We start from the raw sequence: 16,506 nt of genomic DNA on the forward strand, positions 1-16,506 counted from the left end.
TTACTCATCTCCAATATTTGGTAATCCGTCGACCTGCACCACGTCTAATTCGACGACTTTAGCCGGAACGGCGAGGATTTCAGCAAGACTGGGGGTCGTTCGACCCCCGTCTCCTGATACGAGCTCTTTGATGTAGAGGCCGCCTTCACCGAGCACTTCAAGCCGGTAAAGGCCGTTTTCCACACCAAGAACTCCTATGTCAATGACCTGTCTCTTTCGAACGAGGTCTGCACGTCTGTGCGAGACCCGTTCAGGCGTGCGCTGATCAATCCAGGCTCCTTTGAGCTTGGATACGGCATTCTGAACAGTTTCCAGAGAGATACTGTCATCTATTGAGACTAGAATCCTGTATGTTTTATGCCCTTTGTTTGATTTAAGCATTTCCACGGTTTTTTTGTCGGACCAGCTTTCAAGGACGACCCCTACTCTGGGGTTTGCAGACTCGTTTATCGCTTTTTCCAGTTCTTTTATGTCATATGTCCGCTTTTTCGGGTTCTGCATCTCCATAACAAAGGGTCTTCCGGTCCCGATCATGACTGCGTCGATGTCTTCTCTTCCCGCTCCGTGCAGGACCCCGCAGTCACTTTCGAAAATCTGTTTTGGGACTTCTGCAATGAGTTCTTCCACTGATGTGGGGTATTGTTTACCGGTAAAGCTGCAGATTTCACATCCTCTCCCTTTGCATGCGCGGCAGTCCCAGTGGGTCTGCGGGATCCCGCGTTCATATTTCAGATACCTGCCGTAGAAGTATAATGAGGCGATCTGGACTTCGACACAGTCGTCGGCAATATTCAAAACGATGGTGACCTCGGGATTTTTCGGATTCCCGCGTTTGCCGGTGAGAGCGGAAACTGCTTTTCCGACTTCACGGTTCATCTCGGATTTGAGGGGTTCGGGGTTTTCGAGTGAAAGGTCGGACCAGAGCATCTCTTCTGATTCAGCCATCATCGGGGGAACGCGGGTGCCTATGACGAATGTCTCGTGGTCGATTCCTTGTACGGCTGCTGCTGCTTTCTCAGCCCAGTAGGGAATCGTATCGAATAAGTCGTTACAGACCCAGCAGGTTCCTTTTTCATAGGGTTTGTAGGGGATATTATACGCAAGGGCATGAGCTATCCGAAGGGAACGGCCCCGCTCTTCGTTGGTGAGTCCGAATGATTTTTTTGCGAACAGCCGGCCAAGGCAGTGATCGCAGATATCGCCGTACTCTAATATGGTGTTGACGAGTTCAAGCATTTGATTCTGTTATATTGGATGGGAAACCATTTAGGCTTGTTCTCCACGGCGGTCAAACTCGTTTAAGATTACGGTGATCGTGTGATCTGCATGGAGGACACGGGGGCCGACTGAGTATTTCGGGAGGTCTTTGATAAGGTCCATTTCTTCTTCGGTGAAGTTCTGATGATCACTCAATATGAAATTTTCCGGAAGGATTTTTGCTGTTCGGATGTCTTCGCCGTTTTCATCAAGGACGGCGAAGGGGTGTTCTTGAAGAAGTTTGGAAAGCCCGCTTTTTCTAATGGATATTCCCGGAGCTGCCCGCTGGTATTCCTCCTCAGGAATAGTTACGAGTGCTTTTTTGATCAGTGCACCGGCACTTCGCTCGTCGGGGTTGAGGGATTTGATCTTTTCACCGGAAAACCGGAGGGTGACTGTGTTCTCAGGGTCGGCCTGTTCTCCTCCTTTCAGGATAAGAAAACATTCGGTGTTTCGCCGCAGGTCATGGCTGAGAAAAAATGAGGCGTTGATGCATCTGCATAAAACATCCATCCGTCCGGCTCCTCCCGGCATGTCGTTTAGTGAGAAGTCGGGTGTTGTGACTGCTTTGTGTCCTATTACTGCAAACCTTATCATTGTGATACTATGGTTGGGTGTGAGGGGTGAAAAAAGTTCATCCGGGATTGTTGTAAAGGATGATGATTTCTGCAAATTTCTAGGGCGCATACTGAAATATCACGCAGAGAACTAATTGAGCAAATAAAGTATTACAAATGTACTTTTTCACGCACGTAAAAAATCCCTGTGAATGAAAACACCCTTGAAATATGCTCTGACTGGCAAAATTCGTCAAAATATCAGGAATGTACACTAAATCACTTAATCTCTCTTCTAAAGATAATACTTATATCCCGACACAAAGAAACAGTGTAAATGTCCCGAGAGGGGGCGGATATCCAGACAATGGCTATCTGCCTGGCCTGTAGGTTTGCAAAAACCGGGCCGTGGACGTGAAAAAAGCAACCGTCACTGACCATCAGCGTTTCTATTCAGTAACAAGCAGGTATTTTCAGTATAAGTAACGGTAAAACAGCCAATCCAATCACCTTACAAAAGAGGAAAAATTATGGCAAAATACAAAGATGTAATCGACCTTTACGACGACAACGGCAAGCTCTTAAAGAGCAATGTCGCACTCGAAAAGATCAGCCCGCTGGTTAACCCGGCAGTAAAGAAAATCATCGACGACACCAAGAGGACCGTCGCAGTCAACCTCGGCGGTATGCAGGAGGCTTTAAAGACCGGTAAGATCGGTAAGCACCAGCAGATCCTCGGCCGTGAACTCAACCTTGATATCGTCGGCAACATCGACGCTATCGAAGCAAAGATCAAAGAGTACGTCTCTGTTGAAGCAGGCGACGACACAGTGATCAAACGCTACAACGGCGGAAAACTTCTGCTCGTCAAAGTGCCCTCGGCACGTATTGCAGCAGCTGCGACCTACGATGCAGCTCTTACCTCTGTAGCAGCAGCAACGACCTACGCAGTTGTTGAGCAGTTCAACGTTGACATGTTCAACGCAAACACTGTCAAAGCAGCAGCATACGGTACCTACCCGGTCACTATGGATATGGCAGGCGGAGCTTGCTCCATGATCATGTCCATCCCGCAGAACAATGAGTCTCTTGGATATGCACTTCGTAACATTCCGGCAAACCAGTCTGTTATGATCACCCACAAGAATGCTATGCAGGGTGCAGCCCTCACTGCCGTCTTTGAACAGGCAGGAGAGTTCGAAATGGGTGCCGCTATCGGTCCATTCGAGCGTGCACAGCTCTTACTGCTCGCTTACCAGGGTCTCAATGCCAACAACATCGTCTACGATCTTGTAAAAGAGAACGGTCAGACGGGAACTGTCGGTACTGTTGTCCAGTCCTTAGTCGAGCGTGCAGTCGAAGATAAAGTCATCAAACAGGGTGCAGCAGCAAAAGGCGGCTACTTCAAACCCTACGAGACCAAAGACCCAATGCTTTGGAACGCATACACCTCTGCCGGAACGCTTGCAGCAACCATGGTAAACTGTGGTGCCGGACGTTTCGCCCAGGCAGTATCCTCGACCTTACTGTACTTCAACGACCTTATCGAACACGAAACCGGACTTCCGGGATCTGACTTCGGAAGAACGATGGGTGTTGCAGTCGGTTTCTCCTTCTTCAGCCACTCCATCTATGGTGGAGGAGGACCTGGTATCTTCAACGGAAACCACGTCGTTACCCGCCACGCAGCAGGTGTCGGTATGCCTTGTATCGTTGCAGCATGTGCACTTGATGCAGGTACTCAGATGTTCTCTCCGGAAGGAACCGCCAAGATCTATGGTGAGACCTTCGGTCAGATCGATGAGTTCGCCCACCCGCTCCAGGCAATTGCAAAAGCAGTTTAAACCTGTACTGATTTCCGCTTAGGCGGAAAGGAACTAGAATGACAGAAACAACATATCCACAACTAAGAATCGTCCCCACGAGATTTCTGAATCCGGAAACTACCGAGATTCTTCTCGATAAAATCTGCGCAATAGATGGGATACGCCGTCTGGTCCTCAATGGTCCAAACCTTCCGGCTACCGTACCTTACGGTCCGGCCAGAGGCGAGATCAATGACAACTCGCATCGGCGCATCATAAAAGTCTGCGGTGAAGATTATCTTCTCCACGTTCAGGTCGGTGCAATTCTTCTTGAATTGGAAGATGCTTCTGTGATTCCGCTTGTCAAGGCGGCATGTGATGAGGTCTTCGCTGACAAATTCCCGTATGGTATCACCGAAGGTACCTATATGCGGTCGAACATGACTACCACCGACTATGCTAAATACGGTATTGTCGATGACAAACGAATTCTCGGAATGAGCGATCCAAAAAGCAAACAGCGCCCTATCATCCTTCAGGGAACAAAATAAAAATGCCGCTTGGTCGTGTAACACAACTCGTCGACTGCAGACAGAGTATGGGTATGGGCAAGGGGGGATCTCTTGCTCAGAGGGGAACCATCTCTGAATGTAAAAATCCTGATGTTATCATCGTGGGCATGTCTCCAGGCCGGAGACATATTACAAAACCTGTCTGCGATATTACGTCAGCACTGCGGCAGCAGGGGATCGAATACAGCGTAAGTACCTTGGTGCTGAACGCAGGCAGCGGAGTTCCACCTGATGCGGATATCGGCGGGGTAGCACTCGGCTCAAATTTCGGAATTCTCGATCGCGAGATAGAACAGATAGAACGTCACAAAGTTGCCGTTCTTCACCACGGAAACATACGGTCTCATGTGGTCCACAAATCAAGAAAGATCCTGCAGGAATGCAGCGTAAATGCTGTTGTCGTCTGCCAGGCTCCGGTTGATTATGAGGATCTTGCAAAAGCCGGTGTTAAGACCGCATACGTAATGCCAAAACCAGATGACATTCGGACCAAAGGCACGGTAATGGGACTTGTTACCGGGATAACCCGGGGACAGACGCCAAGTCGTGTGGCTATGTCAGATGTCATTCATGAAGTACTCAGAATTATTAAATCTACAAACTAGGTGAACAAACTATGGCATACAAACCACAGTATGGTCCGGGAACCTCCAAAGTTGCGGAAGTACGTCGCAACCAGATGAACCCGAACGTAAAGCTCGAAAAGATTCGCAGCGTCACTGATGAGGATATCGTCCTTATTATGGGACACCGTGCACCAGGACAGGCATACCCGTCCGCACACCCCCCGCTCGCAGAGCAGGGTGAACCCGACTGCCCGATCCGTAAAATCGTAAAACCGACCGAAGGCGCAAAAGCAGGTGACCGTGTCAGATACATTCAGTTCGCTGATTCTATGCTGAACGCACCCTGTCAGCCTTACCAGAGAACCTATCTCGAATGCTACCGTTTCCGCGGTATCGACCCGGGAACTCTCTCCGGCCGTCAGATCGTCGAGTGCCGTGAGCGTGACCTTGAAGGATACGCACGCGAGCTTATCGAGACCGCCATCTTCGACCCGGCAACCACCGGTATCCGCGGTGCAACCGTGCATGGACACTCACTCCGTCTCGCAGAGAACGGTATGATGTTCGATATGCTCCAGCGCTGCATCCTCGACAAAGATGGTGTTGTAAAATACATCAAAGACCAGGTCGGTGTCCCACTCGACCGCAAAGTCGCTGTCGGCAAACCGATGGACGCAGCCTGGCTCAAAGCGAACACCCCGATGTTCCACTCCCTTGTCGGAACGGCATTCCGTTCTGACAGTGAATATGTTGCATACGTTCAGCGTATCCACGCCCTCCGTACGAAATACGGATTCATGCCCAAGGAGGCCTGAGTAATATGGCAAAAGTAGAAAAGACCCAGAAACTTTTCCTTGATGCACTCAAGCAGAAGTTCCCCAAACAGGACGTTTCCTCCACTTCCACTGAATTCTATAAATTCAACGGTCTTGAACAGTCCCCCCGTAAGAAGGAGTTCATGGCCGAGAACAAGAAGATCGAAGCTGCCCGTGGAATCTCCATGTATGACCCGAACCGCTGCCACCTTGGTGGTATCCCGATGGGTCAGCGCCAGCTGATGACCTACGAAGTCTCCGGCACCGGAACCTTCGTTGAGGGTGATGACCTGCACTTCGTCAACAATGCTGCCATGCAGCAGATGTGGGATGATATCCGCAGAACCGTAATCGTGTCCATGGACATGGCCCACCAGACCCTGCAGAAGCGTCTCGGCAAGGAAGTTACTCCTGAAACCATCAACGAGTATCTCCACGTCGTCAACCACGCAATGCCCGGAGGCGCCGTCGTTCAGGAACACATGGTCGAGACCCACCCGGGACTTACCGACGACTGTTACGTCCGTGTATTTACCGGTGACCAGGAACTCGCCGACAACCTCGAGCCCCAGTTCGTCATCGATGTAGAAAAGCTCTTCCCGAAGAAGCAGGCTGAAGCCCTCCAGGCAGCAGTCGGCAAATCCCTCTGGCAGTGCGTCCACATGCCGACCATCGTCGGCCGTACCTGTGATGGTGGAACTACCTCCCGCTGGTCCGCCATGCAGATCGGTATGTCCTTCATTGCAGCCTACCGTATGTGCGCCGGTGAAGCAGCAGTCGCTGACCTGTCCTTTGCAGCAAAGCACGCTGGTGTCATCAACATGGCCCACCACCTGCCGGCCCGCCGTGCACGTGGCCCGAACGAGCCCGGAGGAATGCTCTTTGGTAACTTCTCCGATATGATCCAGGCTGACCGTGTCAATCCAAACGACCCGGCAAAAGCAGCACTGGAAAACGTCGGTGCAGGCGCCATGCTCTTCGACCAGATCTGGCTCGGATCCTATATGTCCGGTGGTGTCGGTTTCACCCAGTATGCAACAGCAGCATACACGGATAACGTCCTTGATGACTTTATCTACAGCGGAATGGACTACATCCACGACAAGTACAAGATCGACTGGAAGAACCCGAACCCGAAAGACAAAGTCAAAGCAACGCAGGAAGTTGTCAACGACATTGCAACCGAAGTCAACCTTTACGGTATGGAACAGTATGAACAGTTCCCGACCATGATGGAAGACCACTTCGGTGGATCCCAGCGTGCATCTGTTCTTGCAGCCGCATCCGGTATCACCACGTCAATTGCAACGGCAAACTCGAACGCCGGTCTCAACGCCTGGTATCTGTCCATGCTTATGCACAAGGACGGATGGTCCAGACTTGGTTTCTTCGGCTACGATCTGCAGGACCAGTGCGGTTCCGCAAACTCTCTGTCCATCAGACCTGATGAAGGCTGTATCGGCGAGTTCCGTGGACCAAACTACCCGAACTACGCAATGAACGTCGGTCACCAGGGAGAATACGCAGCCATCGCAGCAGCAGCCCACTTCGGCCGCGGCGATGCATGGACCCTCTCCCCGCTGATCAAGATCTGTTTCGCAGACCCGGCCCTGAAGTTCGACTTCGCTCACCCGCGTGAATGCTTCGCCAAAGGAGCAATCCGCGAATTCATGCCCGCTGGCGAGAGATCTCTCATCATCCCGGCACAGTAAGTGGTTACCTAACCACTCAATTTTTTCTTTTTTCCTAGGTTAAAACGCGCAGACGATTCTTTTCTTTATATGCTGTGTGCGAAAATATCCGACAACAAAGGTATTATATCACGTATCTCATCAAAAATACCTGTTTTGAAGTAAACTTCACTTTACTTAATCAACTCCATCATTATTAATACAAATAAACTGGCGTTAATTCGCAGATTTTCCGGCAGTATTTTAGTAAAAAACGTCATCTCCGTCAGTATCTCACGCATTTTTCGCATGTCTTATATATCTCTGAAAGTAAACAGAATACTTGTCCACACTTTGTACTCCATTCTTTAGAGTGGTAACGTTAAACGAACACTTGAGACGCATCCTTCGTTTCAGTTAGAATGCTGAAACATATTAGGTTCCTGATCAGTTATCCACGATCGGGAAACAAAACTCAAGGGAGAATCTTACATGCAAGAAATTATAATCGGCATTGGAGTAACTGCCCTTGCGGGAGCTCTCGCAGCGGTTGCCGGTGCAGCCGAAGATACTGAGTCCAACATCGGATCACAAGGTGACCCGAACTCTCAGGTCCAGCTCGCACCGCAGATGGGATACACTCACCGTATCTATAACAAGGCAGTGAGTGGGGAACCACCGGCATACACCCTGTGGGTGACCCTTGCTTGTGGTGTTGCATGGGCATTCCTTATGTTAGGAGTGAATGCAATCCTCGCAATCATCTTCGGAACAGTTCTCGCAACCTTTGTGCAGGGAGTTTACGCAACTACTGCATACCTTGGAAGAACCGCAAGTCTTTCCAAGTTCGGACAGCCGGTCTTTATTGATGTTGTTAAATCAGTAACGACCGTGACTATGGCTCACGCATTCGTAGCTATCTTCGCAACGGTAACTGTATGTTACCTTATGATGACAGTAATCGGTCATCCGTTTGCTCTTCCGCTTCTCGGTATCGTATGGGGTCTTGCCCTTGGTGCAGCAGGTTCTGCAACCGGAAACCCGTACTATGGTAAAGAGCGTCAGTATCAGAACCAGAAATTCGGTGCTGGTGTCCCAATCTCTGCATCAGGTAACATCGTTCGTTATGCAGAAGCCGGACAGAGAAGCTCGATCGACAACGGTTTCTTCACCGCAAAATTCGGTGGACCCGCTTCCGGTCTTTGTTTCGGTCTGATCGTGTTCTTCGAACTTTGGCGTACAATCATCTTCGAGGACTACCTCGCCGGATGGGGTGCCGTTATCGTCGGAGCACTTGTTATCATCATCTTCATGATCATCGACCGTTACGTTGAAGTCTGGGCACGTAAGAACTACGGACCCTACACCGTGGAGGCCTGAATATGAGTGCAATTGCAGCTAAACCCGGAGCAAACGCCGGCTCATTCCAGCCCGTTCCTTCGGTCATCGCAATCATCATTGCCATCGTTCTCGTTGGTGTTGCTTACTTCCTTGGAAGTGCCGGCATCCTCGCAGGCGGTGCAATGTACGTGCTTCAGACGCTGAGTCTGATCATTCTTGGTGCAGCCTTAATCGCTTTTGGTGTTCACTTTGTTCCCGTCGGCGGAGCGCCGGCAGCAATGGGTCAGGCACCCGGTATCGCTACCGGTGTCGCAATGCTTGCAACTGGTGCAGGTCTTGCAGGACTCTTTGGAGGAGCATGGGCAGCAGAGTTAGGTCTTGGAGTCGCACTCGCCAGTGGAGCGATCGGCGGCGCATTAATGATGGCAATCACCTGTCTTATGGTGAACATCTCCTATGTCTTCGGCATGGGTATCCCCGCAGCATCAGGTAAGGTCCTGAAAGACCCAATCACTGGTGACTTACAGGCAGCATACAAATCCCAGGGAACCGAAGGTCACGGTTTACCGTTCATTTCTTATGTTGGCGGTGTCATCGGCGGTCTTTTCGGCGGTCTTGGCGGAACACTCATCTACGTTGAACTTCTCAACTTCTACAACGCCGGTCTTCCGGCACTTGGTTTTGTTGGCGCAGAAGACATCAACATGCTCTCTGTTGGTCTTGCCGGCATCTTTGCAATCGGTATGTTCCTTGTTATCGCAGTACTTTCTGCATACAACATCACCGGAACCATTGAAGGCCCTCACGACCCGAAGTTCAAACGTTTCCCCCGTGCAATCGTCGCCGCAATCTTAGCATCATCTGTTTGCGGTCTCGTTGCAATGCTGGTGGTGGCATTATTCTAAGGTGTAAAAAATGTCAGTAAAAGTTGAAGCATCCCACGACGGCATTCCACATGACAAAGTCATGATCATTGGAGCCGTTATTTCACTGGTATCCCTTTACATCGCAATCATCGGTACAGTAATCGGTGTTGACTACCTTGCATTCTTTGGTGGATTTGCAGCAGTCGGCGCCCTTATCTGGGGTAACAGCACAATTAAAAAGCTGTGCAGCTATGGTATCGGAACCGGTGTTCCGTCTGCCGGTATGCTCGCATTCGGATCTGGTTTAATCGCCCTGCTCTTTGCGTCCACCCTTGGCGGATTCAGCATCTGGATCATACCTGTAGCAGCATTAGTAATCGCTCTCATCGTCGGTCTCTTCCTTGGATGGATCTCAAACTCCGTTCTGAACATGAAGATCCCGGTTATGACCAGAAGTATTGCAGAACTCGCCGCAGTCGGCGCCCTTGCCCTTATGGGTTTTGGCGTTGTTGCAACCGGAACCGTTGGCTTTACTGGAATCGCCACCATCGAGATCCTCGGTGTCACTGTATACAATGCATCCTATCTTGGTGCAGGTGTAATTGCAGTTTCATTCATGCTCGGCGCCATCGCTCTCCAGCACCCGTTCAATGCATGTCTCGGTCCGGGCGAGAAACAGGACAGAACCAATATGCTCGCAATCGAGTGCGGTTTCCTTTCCATGATCATCATGGCAGTGATCTCCTTCGTCTTTGTCTCACTGGCAGCGGCCTGGATCTCACTTATCGTGGCTCTCATCGGATGGGCAGTGTCCTATGTCAAATACATCGCTTTATCCAAACGCGATGCAGCAGCCTGGCTTGATGCCAAGCCGTTCTCCGATGCGGAGGAGTAAGTTAGGAGGAAACAAAAATGGGATATGTATTAGTATTACCGGAATTTGGCCTCGTAGCTGATCCAATAGCAGGTATCGTAACGACTGCCGGCGTATCATATCAGCCGGTCATCGATCAGGTGGCAGAACTCGAAACAATCGCTGAAGATCTTGTCGGCATGCTTTCGGGTGAAGGCAACTTCTTAAACAGCTTCCCCGGCCGTGAAAAGACCCTCATGAAAGCAGGTATGGTTACCTCTCTCTGGTATGGTCTTGCTGTCGGTCTGTTTGTGGCCTTCGTCCTTACATTTGCCCTCTACTTCGGAGGTATCTAAAATGGCAGACAAGAAATCCCCGGCAAGCGGATGGCCGATCATCCAGGGTGATTACCACACTGGTGATGCAAACAGCCCCGTCGCTGTTATCACCATGGGTTCTCACCTTGATGAGGCTGGAATCTGTGCCGCTGGTGCAGCTCTTGCAGGTTCCTGTAAGACAGAAAACCTCGGTATCGAGAAGGTCGTTGCAAACGTCATTTCGAATCCGAACATCCGTTTCGTTCTGCTTTGCGGTACTGAAGTGAAAGGTCACCTTTCGGGTCAGTCTATCGAAGCAATGCACAAAAATGGTGTTGAGGGCGGAAAGATCGTCGGTTCTACCGGTGCGATTCCGTTCCTTGAGAACCTTACGGCAGAACACATCAAACGTTTCCAGGAACAGATTGAACTCGTAAATATTATGGAGACCGAAGACATCGGTAAAATCTCCGCAAAAATGAACGAGCTCAAGGCCCGGGATCCCGGAGCATTCGGTGCAGACCCGATGGTCGTCCAATTGTCTGATGATGATAAAGATGGAGCATCAGGTGCCGAATCCGGAGCAGAAGAACCTTTGACCGGCGAAATGGCACTCATTACCGCCCGCATCAAAGCTATCCAGATGATGGTTACCGACATCGGTTACCGCAACAGATTCGCATCCGGTCTCTACGGAGGCAAGATCGAAGGTCTCATGATCGGTTTGATCATCTCTCTGGTTATTCTCGGCGCACTTATCGGTGTCCAGGTGATCTAAAATGGCAGGTTCGATTATTAGAATGGCCGCCATCGACAAGATGGTGGATAATATCAGATACAAGGGCCAGATTCTTGCCAGAACAAACAAGGTCGACTCTGCAATCTCGAGTTCCGGTCTTGTTGGCTTTGCCGCAGGTCTCGTTCTTGCTCTCGTCCTGATTCTTGTACCAGCGCTGGTGTTACTCTGAGGTGAAAAAAATGGCAGATAAAAAATCACCAGCAAATGGATGGCCGATCATTCAGGGAGATTACCACACCGGTGATGCAAACAGCCCAGTCGCTGTTATCACCATGGGTTCCCACCTTGATGAAGCCGGAATCTGTGCCGCAGGCGCAGCTCTTGCAGGTTCCTGTAAGACTGAGAACCTCGGTATCGAGAAAGTTGTTGCAAACGTCATTTCAAACCCAAACATCCGGTTTGTTCTGCTCTGTGGAACTGAAGTGAAAGGTCACCTTTCGGGTCAGTCCATCGAAGCAATGCACAAGAATGGAGTTGAAGGCGGAAAGATCGTCGGTTCTACCGGTGCTATTCCGTTCCTTGAGAACTTGACGGCAGAACACATCAAACGTTTCCAGGAACAGATTGAACTCGTAAACATCATGGAGACCGAAGACATCGGTAAAATCTCCGCAAAGATCAACGAGCTCAAGGCCCGCGACCCCGGAGCATTCGCTGCTGACCCGATCGTCATTCAGTTGACTGATGACGCCGGCGGATCAGAAGGCGGTGCAACGGTTGCCAGCGCCAACCCCCAGTTCCTCGAGATCGAGAAACGTCTTGATGCAATCGAGCAAAAGATTGAGTTCACGGACGCAGAAATTGCGATGCGTGTCGGAAGAAAAATTGGCCGTGACATCGGTATCCTCTACGGACTTGTAGCAGGTATCATTGCCTTCCTGGTAATCATTTACTGGATGTCAGGGTTATTATTCATGTAATGAGGTGCCAATATGTTCAAGTTTGAAAAAGAACAGCAGGTCTTTGACTTTAATGGAACGAAGATTGGTGGACAGCCCGGAGAATATCCGCGTGTACTTTCACCGTCCATCTTCTACAACAAACACGAGATCGTCTTAAACGATCACACCGGTGAAATCGACAAACCAAAAGCAGAAGCACTCTGGAACCGCTGTCAGGAACTCTCTGACATTACCGGTAACAAGTACTTCCTCCAGATCCTCGCAGAACACGCTGAGGCATTTGAGTCGTATTTCTCCTGGTTCGACAGTATCGACAACAAGACCGCATTCCTGATGGATTCCTCTGCTCCGGCAGCACTTGTCCACGCAACGAAATATGTTACGGAAGTCGGTCTTGCAGACCGTGCAATCTACAACTCTATCAACGGTTCGATCCTTCCGGAGAACGTTCAGGCACTTGCAGAGTCCGATGTGAACTCCGCAATCGTTCTGGCATTCAACCCAGGTGACTCATCCGTTGCCGGACGTGAGAAAGCACTCGTCGATGGTGGTGTCGCTGGTCAGGCAAAAGGTATGATCCAGATCGCAGAAGAATGCGGTATCACCCGCCCGATTCTCGACACTGCAGCAACTCCCCTTGGTCTCGGTTCCTTTGGTTCCTACCGTGAGATCCTTGCATGCAAGGCAATCCACGGTATGCCGACCGGTGGTGCATACCACAACATGACGGTGTCCTGGACCTGGCTGAAACGCTGGAGAAAGAACATCCACGAGCAGTATGCAGACAAACCGCTCCTTGCAGAGCAGATGTTCCACCACCACTACGGCGGCATCGAAGGCGTACGCCAGGCTGCATGGTCCTCACCTGATATCGGCTGCAACATCATGGCAATGACCCTTGGTGCAGACTTAATCATGTACGGTCCGATCGAGAACATGGAAGGCGCTGCAACTGCAACCGCATTCTCTGACATCGTTCTTGCCGAAGCCTTCAAGGACTTTGGCGGAACCCTCGGCGTCGAAGACGGTCCGATCTCCAAACTCGTATAAACGTAAGAATAGGGAAGGGAGATCTCTCCCTTCATTTGTTTTTTTTAATCTATTTTTCCGGTCAGGTTCTTTTCGCATCAGAAGAAATACATAGACTGACAGCGAAACACTGGTAATTATGCATGTCCGTGAGGGGAACCTGACCCAGCAGTACTTCTGCGATTACCTGACCTTGTTTGCCGGGGCTCCATCCGAAAAAAAAACAGATCATGAAGACATCGTCTTAGCCAATCTCTTTCTTCACCGGATGAGTGTCGACGGCGGGTTTCATGCACGGGTAATTTTCTCGATCCTCGGACACGAATCAGACCGCACGCTCCTCATCAGCCTCTTCAAGGAAGTCTCCGGCGAAGAATACGCTCCCCTTCGGCTTGACGACTGGCTGAAATCTGCATATGAATCTGCAGTAAAGAATGCCGATATCCCCAGGAAAACCGCTCTCTCTGCCATGCTCCGCTCCCAGATCGCCGGAACGAATATGGCTGCCGAGATCGTTTCCGCTTCTGGAAGTCCGTATCCCGAAAGCTGGTGGCAGCTCAAAAGCCGTCGTCTGACCGTGGAAGAGATCGAAAATGCCGACATCTACTTCGGAATCGGCCGCCGGCCGTTCTGGCACTCCTTCCCTCTCGACGAGTATGCTGCCGTCCTGAGCGGCGCTGAAACACTCTCTCCAGAGATCATCTATGATATCGTCGTCTGCGTTGCCGGCGCCTGGTTCTCCACCCTGACCCGCGAGGAAAAGATCATCTGGCTGAACATGCCCCGGACGACCACGGAGGAATGGACAAAATATGCCGCCCCTCTTCTTGCCCTCGAGACGCCGGGTCCTGCCCTCTCAACGGCAAACTGGCTGTATGCCTCAGGAAATCATGATGCGGCTTTGGACCTCTATGCCGGGATAACTCTTGCCTTCCCCCATACGCCGGCAGAAAAATCCTCGTTTGAACTGATGGGCGCCATTCTGCGTGAGTTCGGCGATGCCGACTACGCCTTTGAGTCTTACAAAAGCGCGTTTCTTCTCGCAAGAAACGAAGGTCCTTACCAGACTGCTCTCGGCCTGAAAAACCTCTGTGAAGTAGGTGAGGATCTTGGTGAAGATATGCGTGATTATTACGTCCGTATCGCCTCGATCGCAGAAGAACTTCCTTCTGCCGACCGGATCAGACTCTACTTCGATCTCGCTTCGTCTGCCAGAAAAAACTACCAGTATGCGGATGAGTATGCCTATCTCGAACGCATCATCAGCGAGGAAGAACCGCAGGAACCGTACTTCTCCCGGGCGCTGTCCCGCATCTCCGAGATGAATCAGTCTCTCGATGAAAACGGCACACCCGACGTCACTCTGCTTTCGGCAAAAGACCGGGATGAACAGGCCGGCATGCTCAGATCACGCGGGGATGCCGCCTACTTCGGTTTCGATCCCGTCTGTGCCCTTTACTGGTATAACCGGGCGGATATGATCACCGGTCCTTCCTCCTCCGGCAGCAAATTCCGGGCGGCGGTTGCTGCAGGTCTGTACGCCGAAGCAAAAGAGTATGCATCGTCATCTGCAGAACACGCCGTGGTTCTCGTAATGGAAGGGGCTCCTCCCCACATAATTGCCCGCGAACTGAACACGGCCGTCACCGATGCCTGGAAAACCGGCAGCGATATCCAGACGATCGTTACTCCGGCAATCACGATGCTTCCGGCAAAAGACCGTATGCTTGTCTGCGAGATCCTTGCCGACCGTTCGACCCGTGACGATGAAAGATCCTTCATCTGTTCGGGGCTCGGCCACTGCTGCATGGCCCTTGGCATGCCGGATGAAGCACGCCAGATGTTTCGTTCAGCTCTGCGTGCCAACCCCTCCAATCCGGTCCGGTCCCGGATCTTTGCGGAACTCGGCTGGCTGGAGTATGAAGTTGGAAATTATGAAGGATCATCGGAAGCCTACCTCTCCGCCTTAAAACACAATGAACGGTTCCCGGCAGCCTGGGCCGGTCTTGCAAAATCCTGTATCCGAACATCCCGCTATGAAGAGGCACGCGCTGCTCTTGAAAATGCGGTCAGACAGCATCCGGTCAACACGGCATATCAGGAGATGCGCGACGCCGTTTTTGCGATCCTCGCTCATCCTGTCGATGAAACCGCTGATCAGCTCTTTGCTTTGAATGAAGCTGCCGGCCTGCCCGCAGCTGCTGCCCTTTACGCGGAAAAATCGCCGGAAGGTTTTAGAAAAGAAGCCTGGGACGCGGTATCTGCTGCAGATGTTTTTGCATACAGAACCTGATCACCCTTTTTTACCGCTCTTCACGCACAGTGAACAGCTGCTCGTTTGGCGTAGCCAGCATGATTTTCACCATTTCCAGTCTGATCTCCTGCAAACGGTCCGACTCTTCGGGCGTTGCCGTCTTTGCCGCTGCTCTCACTTTGAGCCGGTGGAGTTCATCACTCGTGAGTTTCGTATCCGGGACCTCATCGATGAACAGTCTGCTCCCGTCCGGTTTTTCCAGAACATAACTCCCGGTGTTCGTGTTTTCAATTGTGAGACGATCCGGATGGCTGTTTAGATCGAAGATGTATCTAAGAGCATCCAGCGGACACCGCTGTGTATAGGACAGAACGGTGATCTTTGTTTCATTCCCGGCCCATGCCGCTGCTTCAAGCGCAATCTTGTAACCGAGCGCGATCCCCGGACAGACATGTCCGTGTGCTTTTGCTATCGTATCGAAATCCGGAACAACTGTCATACAAAAAAATGTTAAAGATATTTGTGGCCGCGAAGCCAGTCTACCTGAGGGGTGGTATACCGATAAATGATATCACACTTGTCATCCTGGAAATCCCAGGGCACAACAATAAGGATATCTCCTTCACGGATCCATACTCGTTTCTTAATCTTGCCTTTGATCCGCCCTAAGCGCGTAACGCCGTCTGAGCATCGAACTCTGATGTGGTTTGATCCAAGCATCAGTTCGGCCTGTGCAAACTGTTCGCGTATTCGTTTATTCGGCAGTTTTACACGAATAATACTGCCGTCATCTGATACGTCCTGATTAGCGTTCTCTATTCTTCCCAAGTGATACTTCCCCTATAGTACTTTATTATAGGGGTTGAAACCTGATAAACACTCCGGGACCCGGCCTCTTTTCTA

18 protein-coding genes are annotated in these 16,506 nt (G+C 50.9%); 14 read left to right on the forward strand and 4 right to left on the reverse strand.

The genetic code is table 11. The features are described 5' to 3' along the window. Together H575_RS03135 and trmY are read right to left on the reverse strand one after the other, a co-directional pair. Positions 1–1,236, reverse strand: a complete 1,236-nt coding sequence (locus H575_RS03135) for a tRNA pseudouridine(54/55) synthase Pus10 (protein WP_042697824.1) — start codon at positions 1,234–1,236, stop codon at positions 1–3. 30 nt (positions 1,237–1,266) lie between these two features. Further along, on the reverse strand, positions 1,267–1,854 hold the full coding sequence (gene trmY / locus H575_RS03140; protein WP_042697827.1) for a tRNA (pseudouridine(54)-N(1))-methyltransferase TrmY: 588 nt from the start codon (positions 1,852–1,854) through the stop codon (positions 1,267–1,269). A 490-nt stretch (positions 1,855–2,344) separates the two neighbouring features. Between trmY and mcrB the strand changes: the two genes are divergently transcribed. From mcrB to H575_RS03210, 14 genes are all read left to right on the forward strand, one after another. After that, a complete protein-coding gene (mcrB, locus tag H575_RS03145) occupies positions 2,345–3,658 on the forward strand; it encodes a coenzyme-B sulfoethylthiotransferase subunit beta (RefSeq protein WP_042697830.1) in 1,314 nt (437 codons plus the stop codon). Positions 3,659–3,696: 38 nt separating this feature from the next. Beyond that, complete coding sequence (mcrD, locus tag H575_RS03150; protein WP_042697833.1) at positions 3,697–4,170, forward strand: methyl-coenzyme M reductase operon protein D; 474 nt, start codon at positions 3,697–3,699, stop codon at positions 4,168–4,170. A gap of 2 nt (positions 4,171–4,172) precedes the next feature. Continuing rightward, the gene (gene mcrC, locus H575_RS03155) at positions 4,173–4,796 is read left to right on the forward strand and encodes a methyl-coenzyme M reductase I operon protein C (protein WP_042697836.1); all 624 of its coding nucleotides are present in this window, start codon (positions 4,173–4,175) and stop codon (positions 4,794–4,796) included. Between the two features lie 11 nt (positions 4,797–4,807). After that, positions 4,808–5,572 (forward strand): coenzyme-B sulfoethylthiotransferase subunit gamma, encoded by a 765-nt coding sequence (gene mcrG / locus H575_RS03160; RefSeq protein WP_042697838.1) that lies wholly within the window; start codon positions 4,808–4,810, stop codon positions 5,570–5,572. 5 nt (positions 5,573–5,577) lie between these two features. Continuing rightward, a complete protein-coding gene (gene mcrA / locus H575_RS03165) occupies positions 5,578–7,284 on the forward strand; it encodes a coenzyme-B sulfoethylthiotransferase subunit alpha (RefSeq protein ID WP_042697841.1) in 1,707 nt (568 codons plus the stop codon). Between the two features lie 450 nt (positions 7,285–7,734). Further along, positions 7,735–8,622 carry a tetrahydromethanopterin S-methyltransferase subunit E gene (gene mtrE / locus H575_RS03170; protein ID WP_042697842.1) on the forward strand — a complete coding sequence of 296 codons (888 nt, stop codon included), beginning with the start codon at positions 7,735–7,737 and terminating at the stop codon, positions 8,620–8,622. Positions 8,623–8,624: 2 nt separating this feature from the next. Further along, the gene (gene mtrD, locus H575_RS03175) at positions 8,625–9,488 is read left to right on the forward strand and encodes a tetrahydromethanopterin S-methyltransferase subunit D (RefSeq protein WP_042697845.1); all 864 of its coding nucleotides are present in this window, start codon (positions 8,625–8,627) and stop codon (positions 9,486–9,488) included. A gap of 10 nt (positions 9,489–9,498) precedes the next feature. After that, positions 9,499–10,344, forward strand: a complete 846-nt coding sequence (gene mtrC, locus H575_RS03180; protein ID WP_042697848.1) for a tetrahydromethanopterin S-methyltransferase subunit MtrC — start codon at positions 9,499–9,501, stop codon at positions 10,342–10,344. A 17-nt stretch (positions 10,345–10,361) separates the two neighbouring features. Beyond that, the gene (mtrB, locus tag H575_RS03185) at positions 10,362–10,658 is read left to right on the forward strand and encodes a tetrahydromethanopterin S-methyltransferase subunit MtrB (protein ID WP_042697851.1); all 297 of its coding nucleotides are present in this window, start codon (positions 10,362–10,364) and stop codon (positions 10,656–10,658) included. Position 10,659: 1 nt separating this feature from the next. Continuing rightward, positions 10,660–11,397 (forward strand): tetrahydromethanopterin S-methyltransferase subunit A, encoded by a 738-nt coding sequence (gene mtrA, locus H575_RS03190; RefSeq protein ID WP_042697854.1) that lies wholly within the window; start codon positions 10,660–10,662, stop codon positions 11,395–11,397. A 1-nt stretch (position 11,398) separates the two neighbouring features. Next, on the forward strand, positions 11,399–11,587 hold the full coding sequence (locus H575_RS03195; protein ID WP_042697857.1) for a tetrahydromethanopterin S-methyltransferase subunit F: 189 nt from the start codon (positions 11,399–11,401) through the stop codon (positions 11,585–11,587). 10 nt (positions 11,588–11,597) lie between these two features. Continuing rightward, on the forward strand, positions 11,598–12,338 hold the full coding sequence (mtrA, locus tag H575_RS03200) for a tetrahydromethanopterin S-methyltransferase subunit A (RefSeq protein WP_042697860.1): 741 nt from the start codon (positions 11,598–11,600) through the stop codon (positions 12,336–12,338). Positions 12,339–12,350: 12 nt separating this feature from the next. Beyond that, positions 12,351–13,370: a tetrahydromethanopterin S-methyltransferase subunit H gene (gene mtrH, locus H575_RS03205; protein ID WP_042697862.1), complete on the forward strand. Its 1,020-nt coding sequence runs from the start codon at positions 12,351–12,353 to the stop codon at positions 13,368–13,370. A gap of 118 nt (positions 13,371–13,488) precedes the next feature. Next, the gene (locus H575_RS03210) at positions 13,489–15,642 is read left to right on the forward strand and encodes a tetratricopeptide repeat protein (protein WP_042697864.1); all 2,154 of its coding nucleotides are present in this window, start codon (positions 13,489–13,491) and stop codon (positions 15,640–15,642) included. A 10-nt stretch (positions 15,643–15,652) separates the two neighbouring features. On the opposite strand, the gene H575_RS03215 is transcribed toward H575_RS03210, so the two are convergent. After that, the gene (locus H575_RS03215) at positions 15,653–16,102 is read right to left on the reverse strand and encodes a formylmethanofuran dehydrogenase subunit E family protein (protein WP_042697866.1); all 450 of its coding nucleotides are present in this window, start codon (positions 16,100–16,102) and stop codon (positions 15,653–15,655) included. A gap of 11 nt (positions 16,103–16,113) precedes the next feature. Beyond that, on the reverse strand, positions 16,114–16,431 hold the full coding sequence (gene eif1A / locus H575_RS03220) for a translation initiation factor eIF-1A (protein WP_042697870.1): 318 nt from the start codon (positions 16,429–16,431) through the stop codon (positions 16,114–16,116). Positions 16,432–16,506 lie beyond the last annotated feature (75 nt).

The sequence above is a fragment of the Methanocorpusculum bavaricum DSM 4179 genome, from assembly GCF_000430905.1.
GTDB lineage: Archaea > Halobacteriota > Methanomicrobia > Methanomicrobiales > Methanocorpusculaceae > Methanocorpusculum > Methanocorpusculum parvum.

Bases quoted from the DNA above. Each gene is read 5' to 3' on its own strand.
- H575_RS03215 (WP_042697866.1), bottom strand. From the start codon at position 16,102: ATGACAGTTGTTCCGGATTTCGATACGATAGCAAAAGCACACGGACAT.
- mcrG (WP_042697838.1), top strand. From the start codon at position 4,808: ATGGCATACAAACCACAGTATGGTCCGGGAACCTCCAAAGTTGCGGAA.
- mtrC (WP_042697848.1), top strand. From the start codon at position 9,499: ATGTCAGTAAAAGTTGAAGCATCCCACGACGGCATTCCACATGACAAA.
- mtrE (WP_042697842.1), top strand. From the start codon at position 7,735: ATGCAAGAAATTATAATCGGCATTGGAGTAACTGCCCTTGCGGGAGCT.
- mtrA (WP_042697854.1), top strand. From the start codon at position 10,660: ATGGCAGACAAGAAATCCCCGGCAAGCGGATGGCCGATCATCCAGGGT.
- trmY (WP_042697827.1), bottom strand. From the start codon at position 1,854: ATGATAAGGTTTGCAGTAATAGGACACAAAGCAGTCACAACACCCGAC.
- mcrC (WP_042697836.1), top strand. From the start codon at position 4,173: ATGCCGCTTGGTCGTGTAACACAACTCGTCGACTGCAGACAGAGTATG.
- mtrH (WP_042697862.1), top strand. From the start codon at position 12,351: ATGTTCAAGTTTGAAAAAGAACAGCAGGTCTTTGACTTTAATGGAACG.
- mtrD (WP_042697845.1), top strand. From the start codon at position 8,625: ATGAGTGCAATTGCAGCTAAACCCGGAGCAAACGCCGGCTCATTCCAG.
- mtrA (WP_042697860.1), top strand. From the start codon at position 11,598: ATGGCAGATAAAAAATCACCAGCAAATGGATGGCCGATCATTCAGGGA.
- H575_RS03210 (WP_042697864.1), top strand. From the start codon at position 13,489: ATGCATGTCCGTGAGGGGAACCTGACCCAGCAGTACTTCTGCGATTAC.
- H575_RS03135 (WP_042697824.1), bottom strand. From the start codon at position 1,236: ATGCTTGAACTCGTCAACACCATATTAGAGTACGGCGATATCTGCGAT.
- mtrB (WP_042697851.1), top strand. From the start codon at position 10,362: ATGGGATATGTATTAGTATTACCGGAATTTGGCCTCGTAGCTGATCCA.
- H575_RS03195 (WP_042697857.1), top strand. From the start codon at position 11,399: ATGGCAGGTTCGATTATTAGAATGGCCGCCATCGACAAGATGGTGGAT.
- mcrA (WP_042697841.1), top strand. From the start codon at position 5,578: ATGGCAAAAGTAGAAAAGACCCAGAAACTTTTCCTTGATGCACTCAAG.
- mcrD (WP_042697833.1), top strand. From the start codon at position 3,697: ATGACAGAAACAACATATCCACAACTAAGAATCGTCCCCACGAGATTT.
- mcrB (WP_042697830.1), top strand. From the start codon at position 2,345: ATGGCAAAATACAAAGATGTAATCGACCTTTACGACGACAACGGCAAG.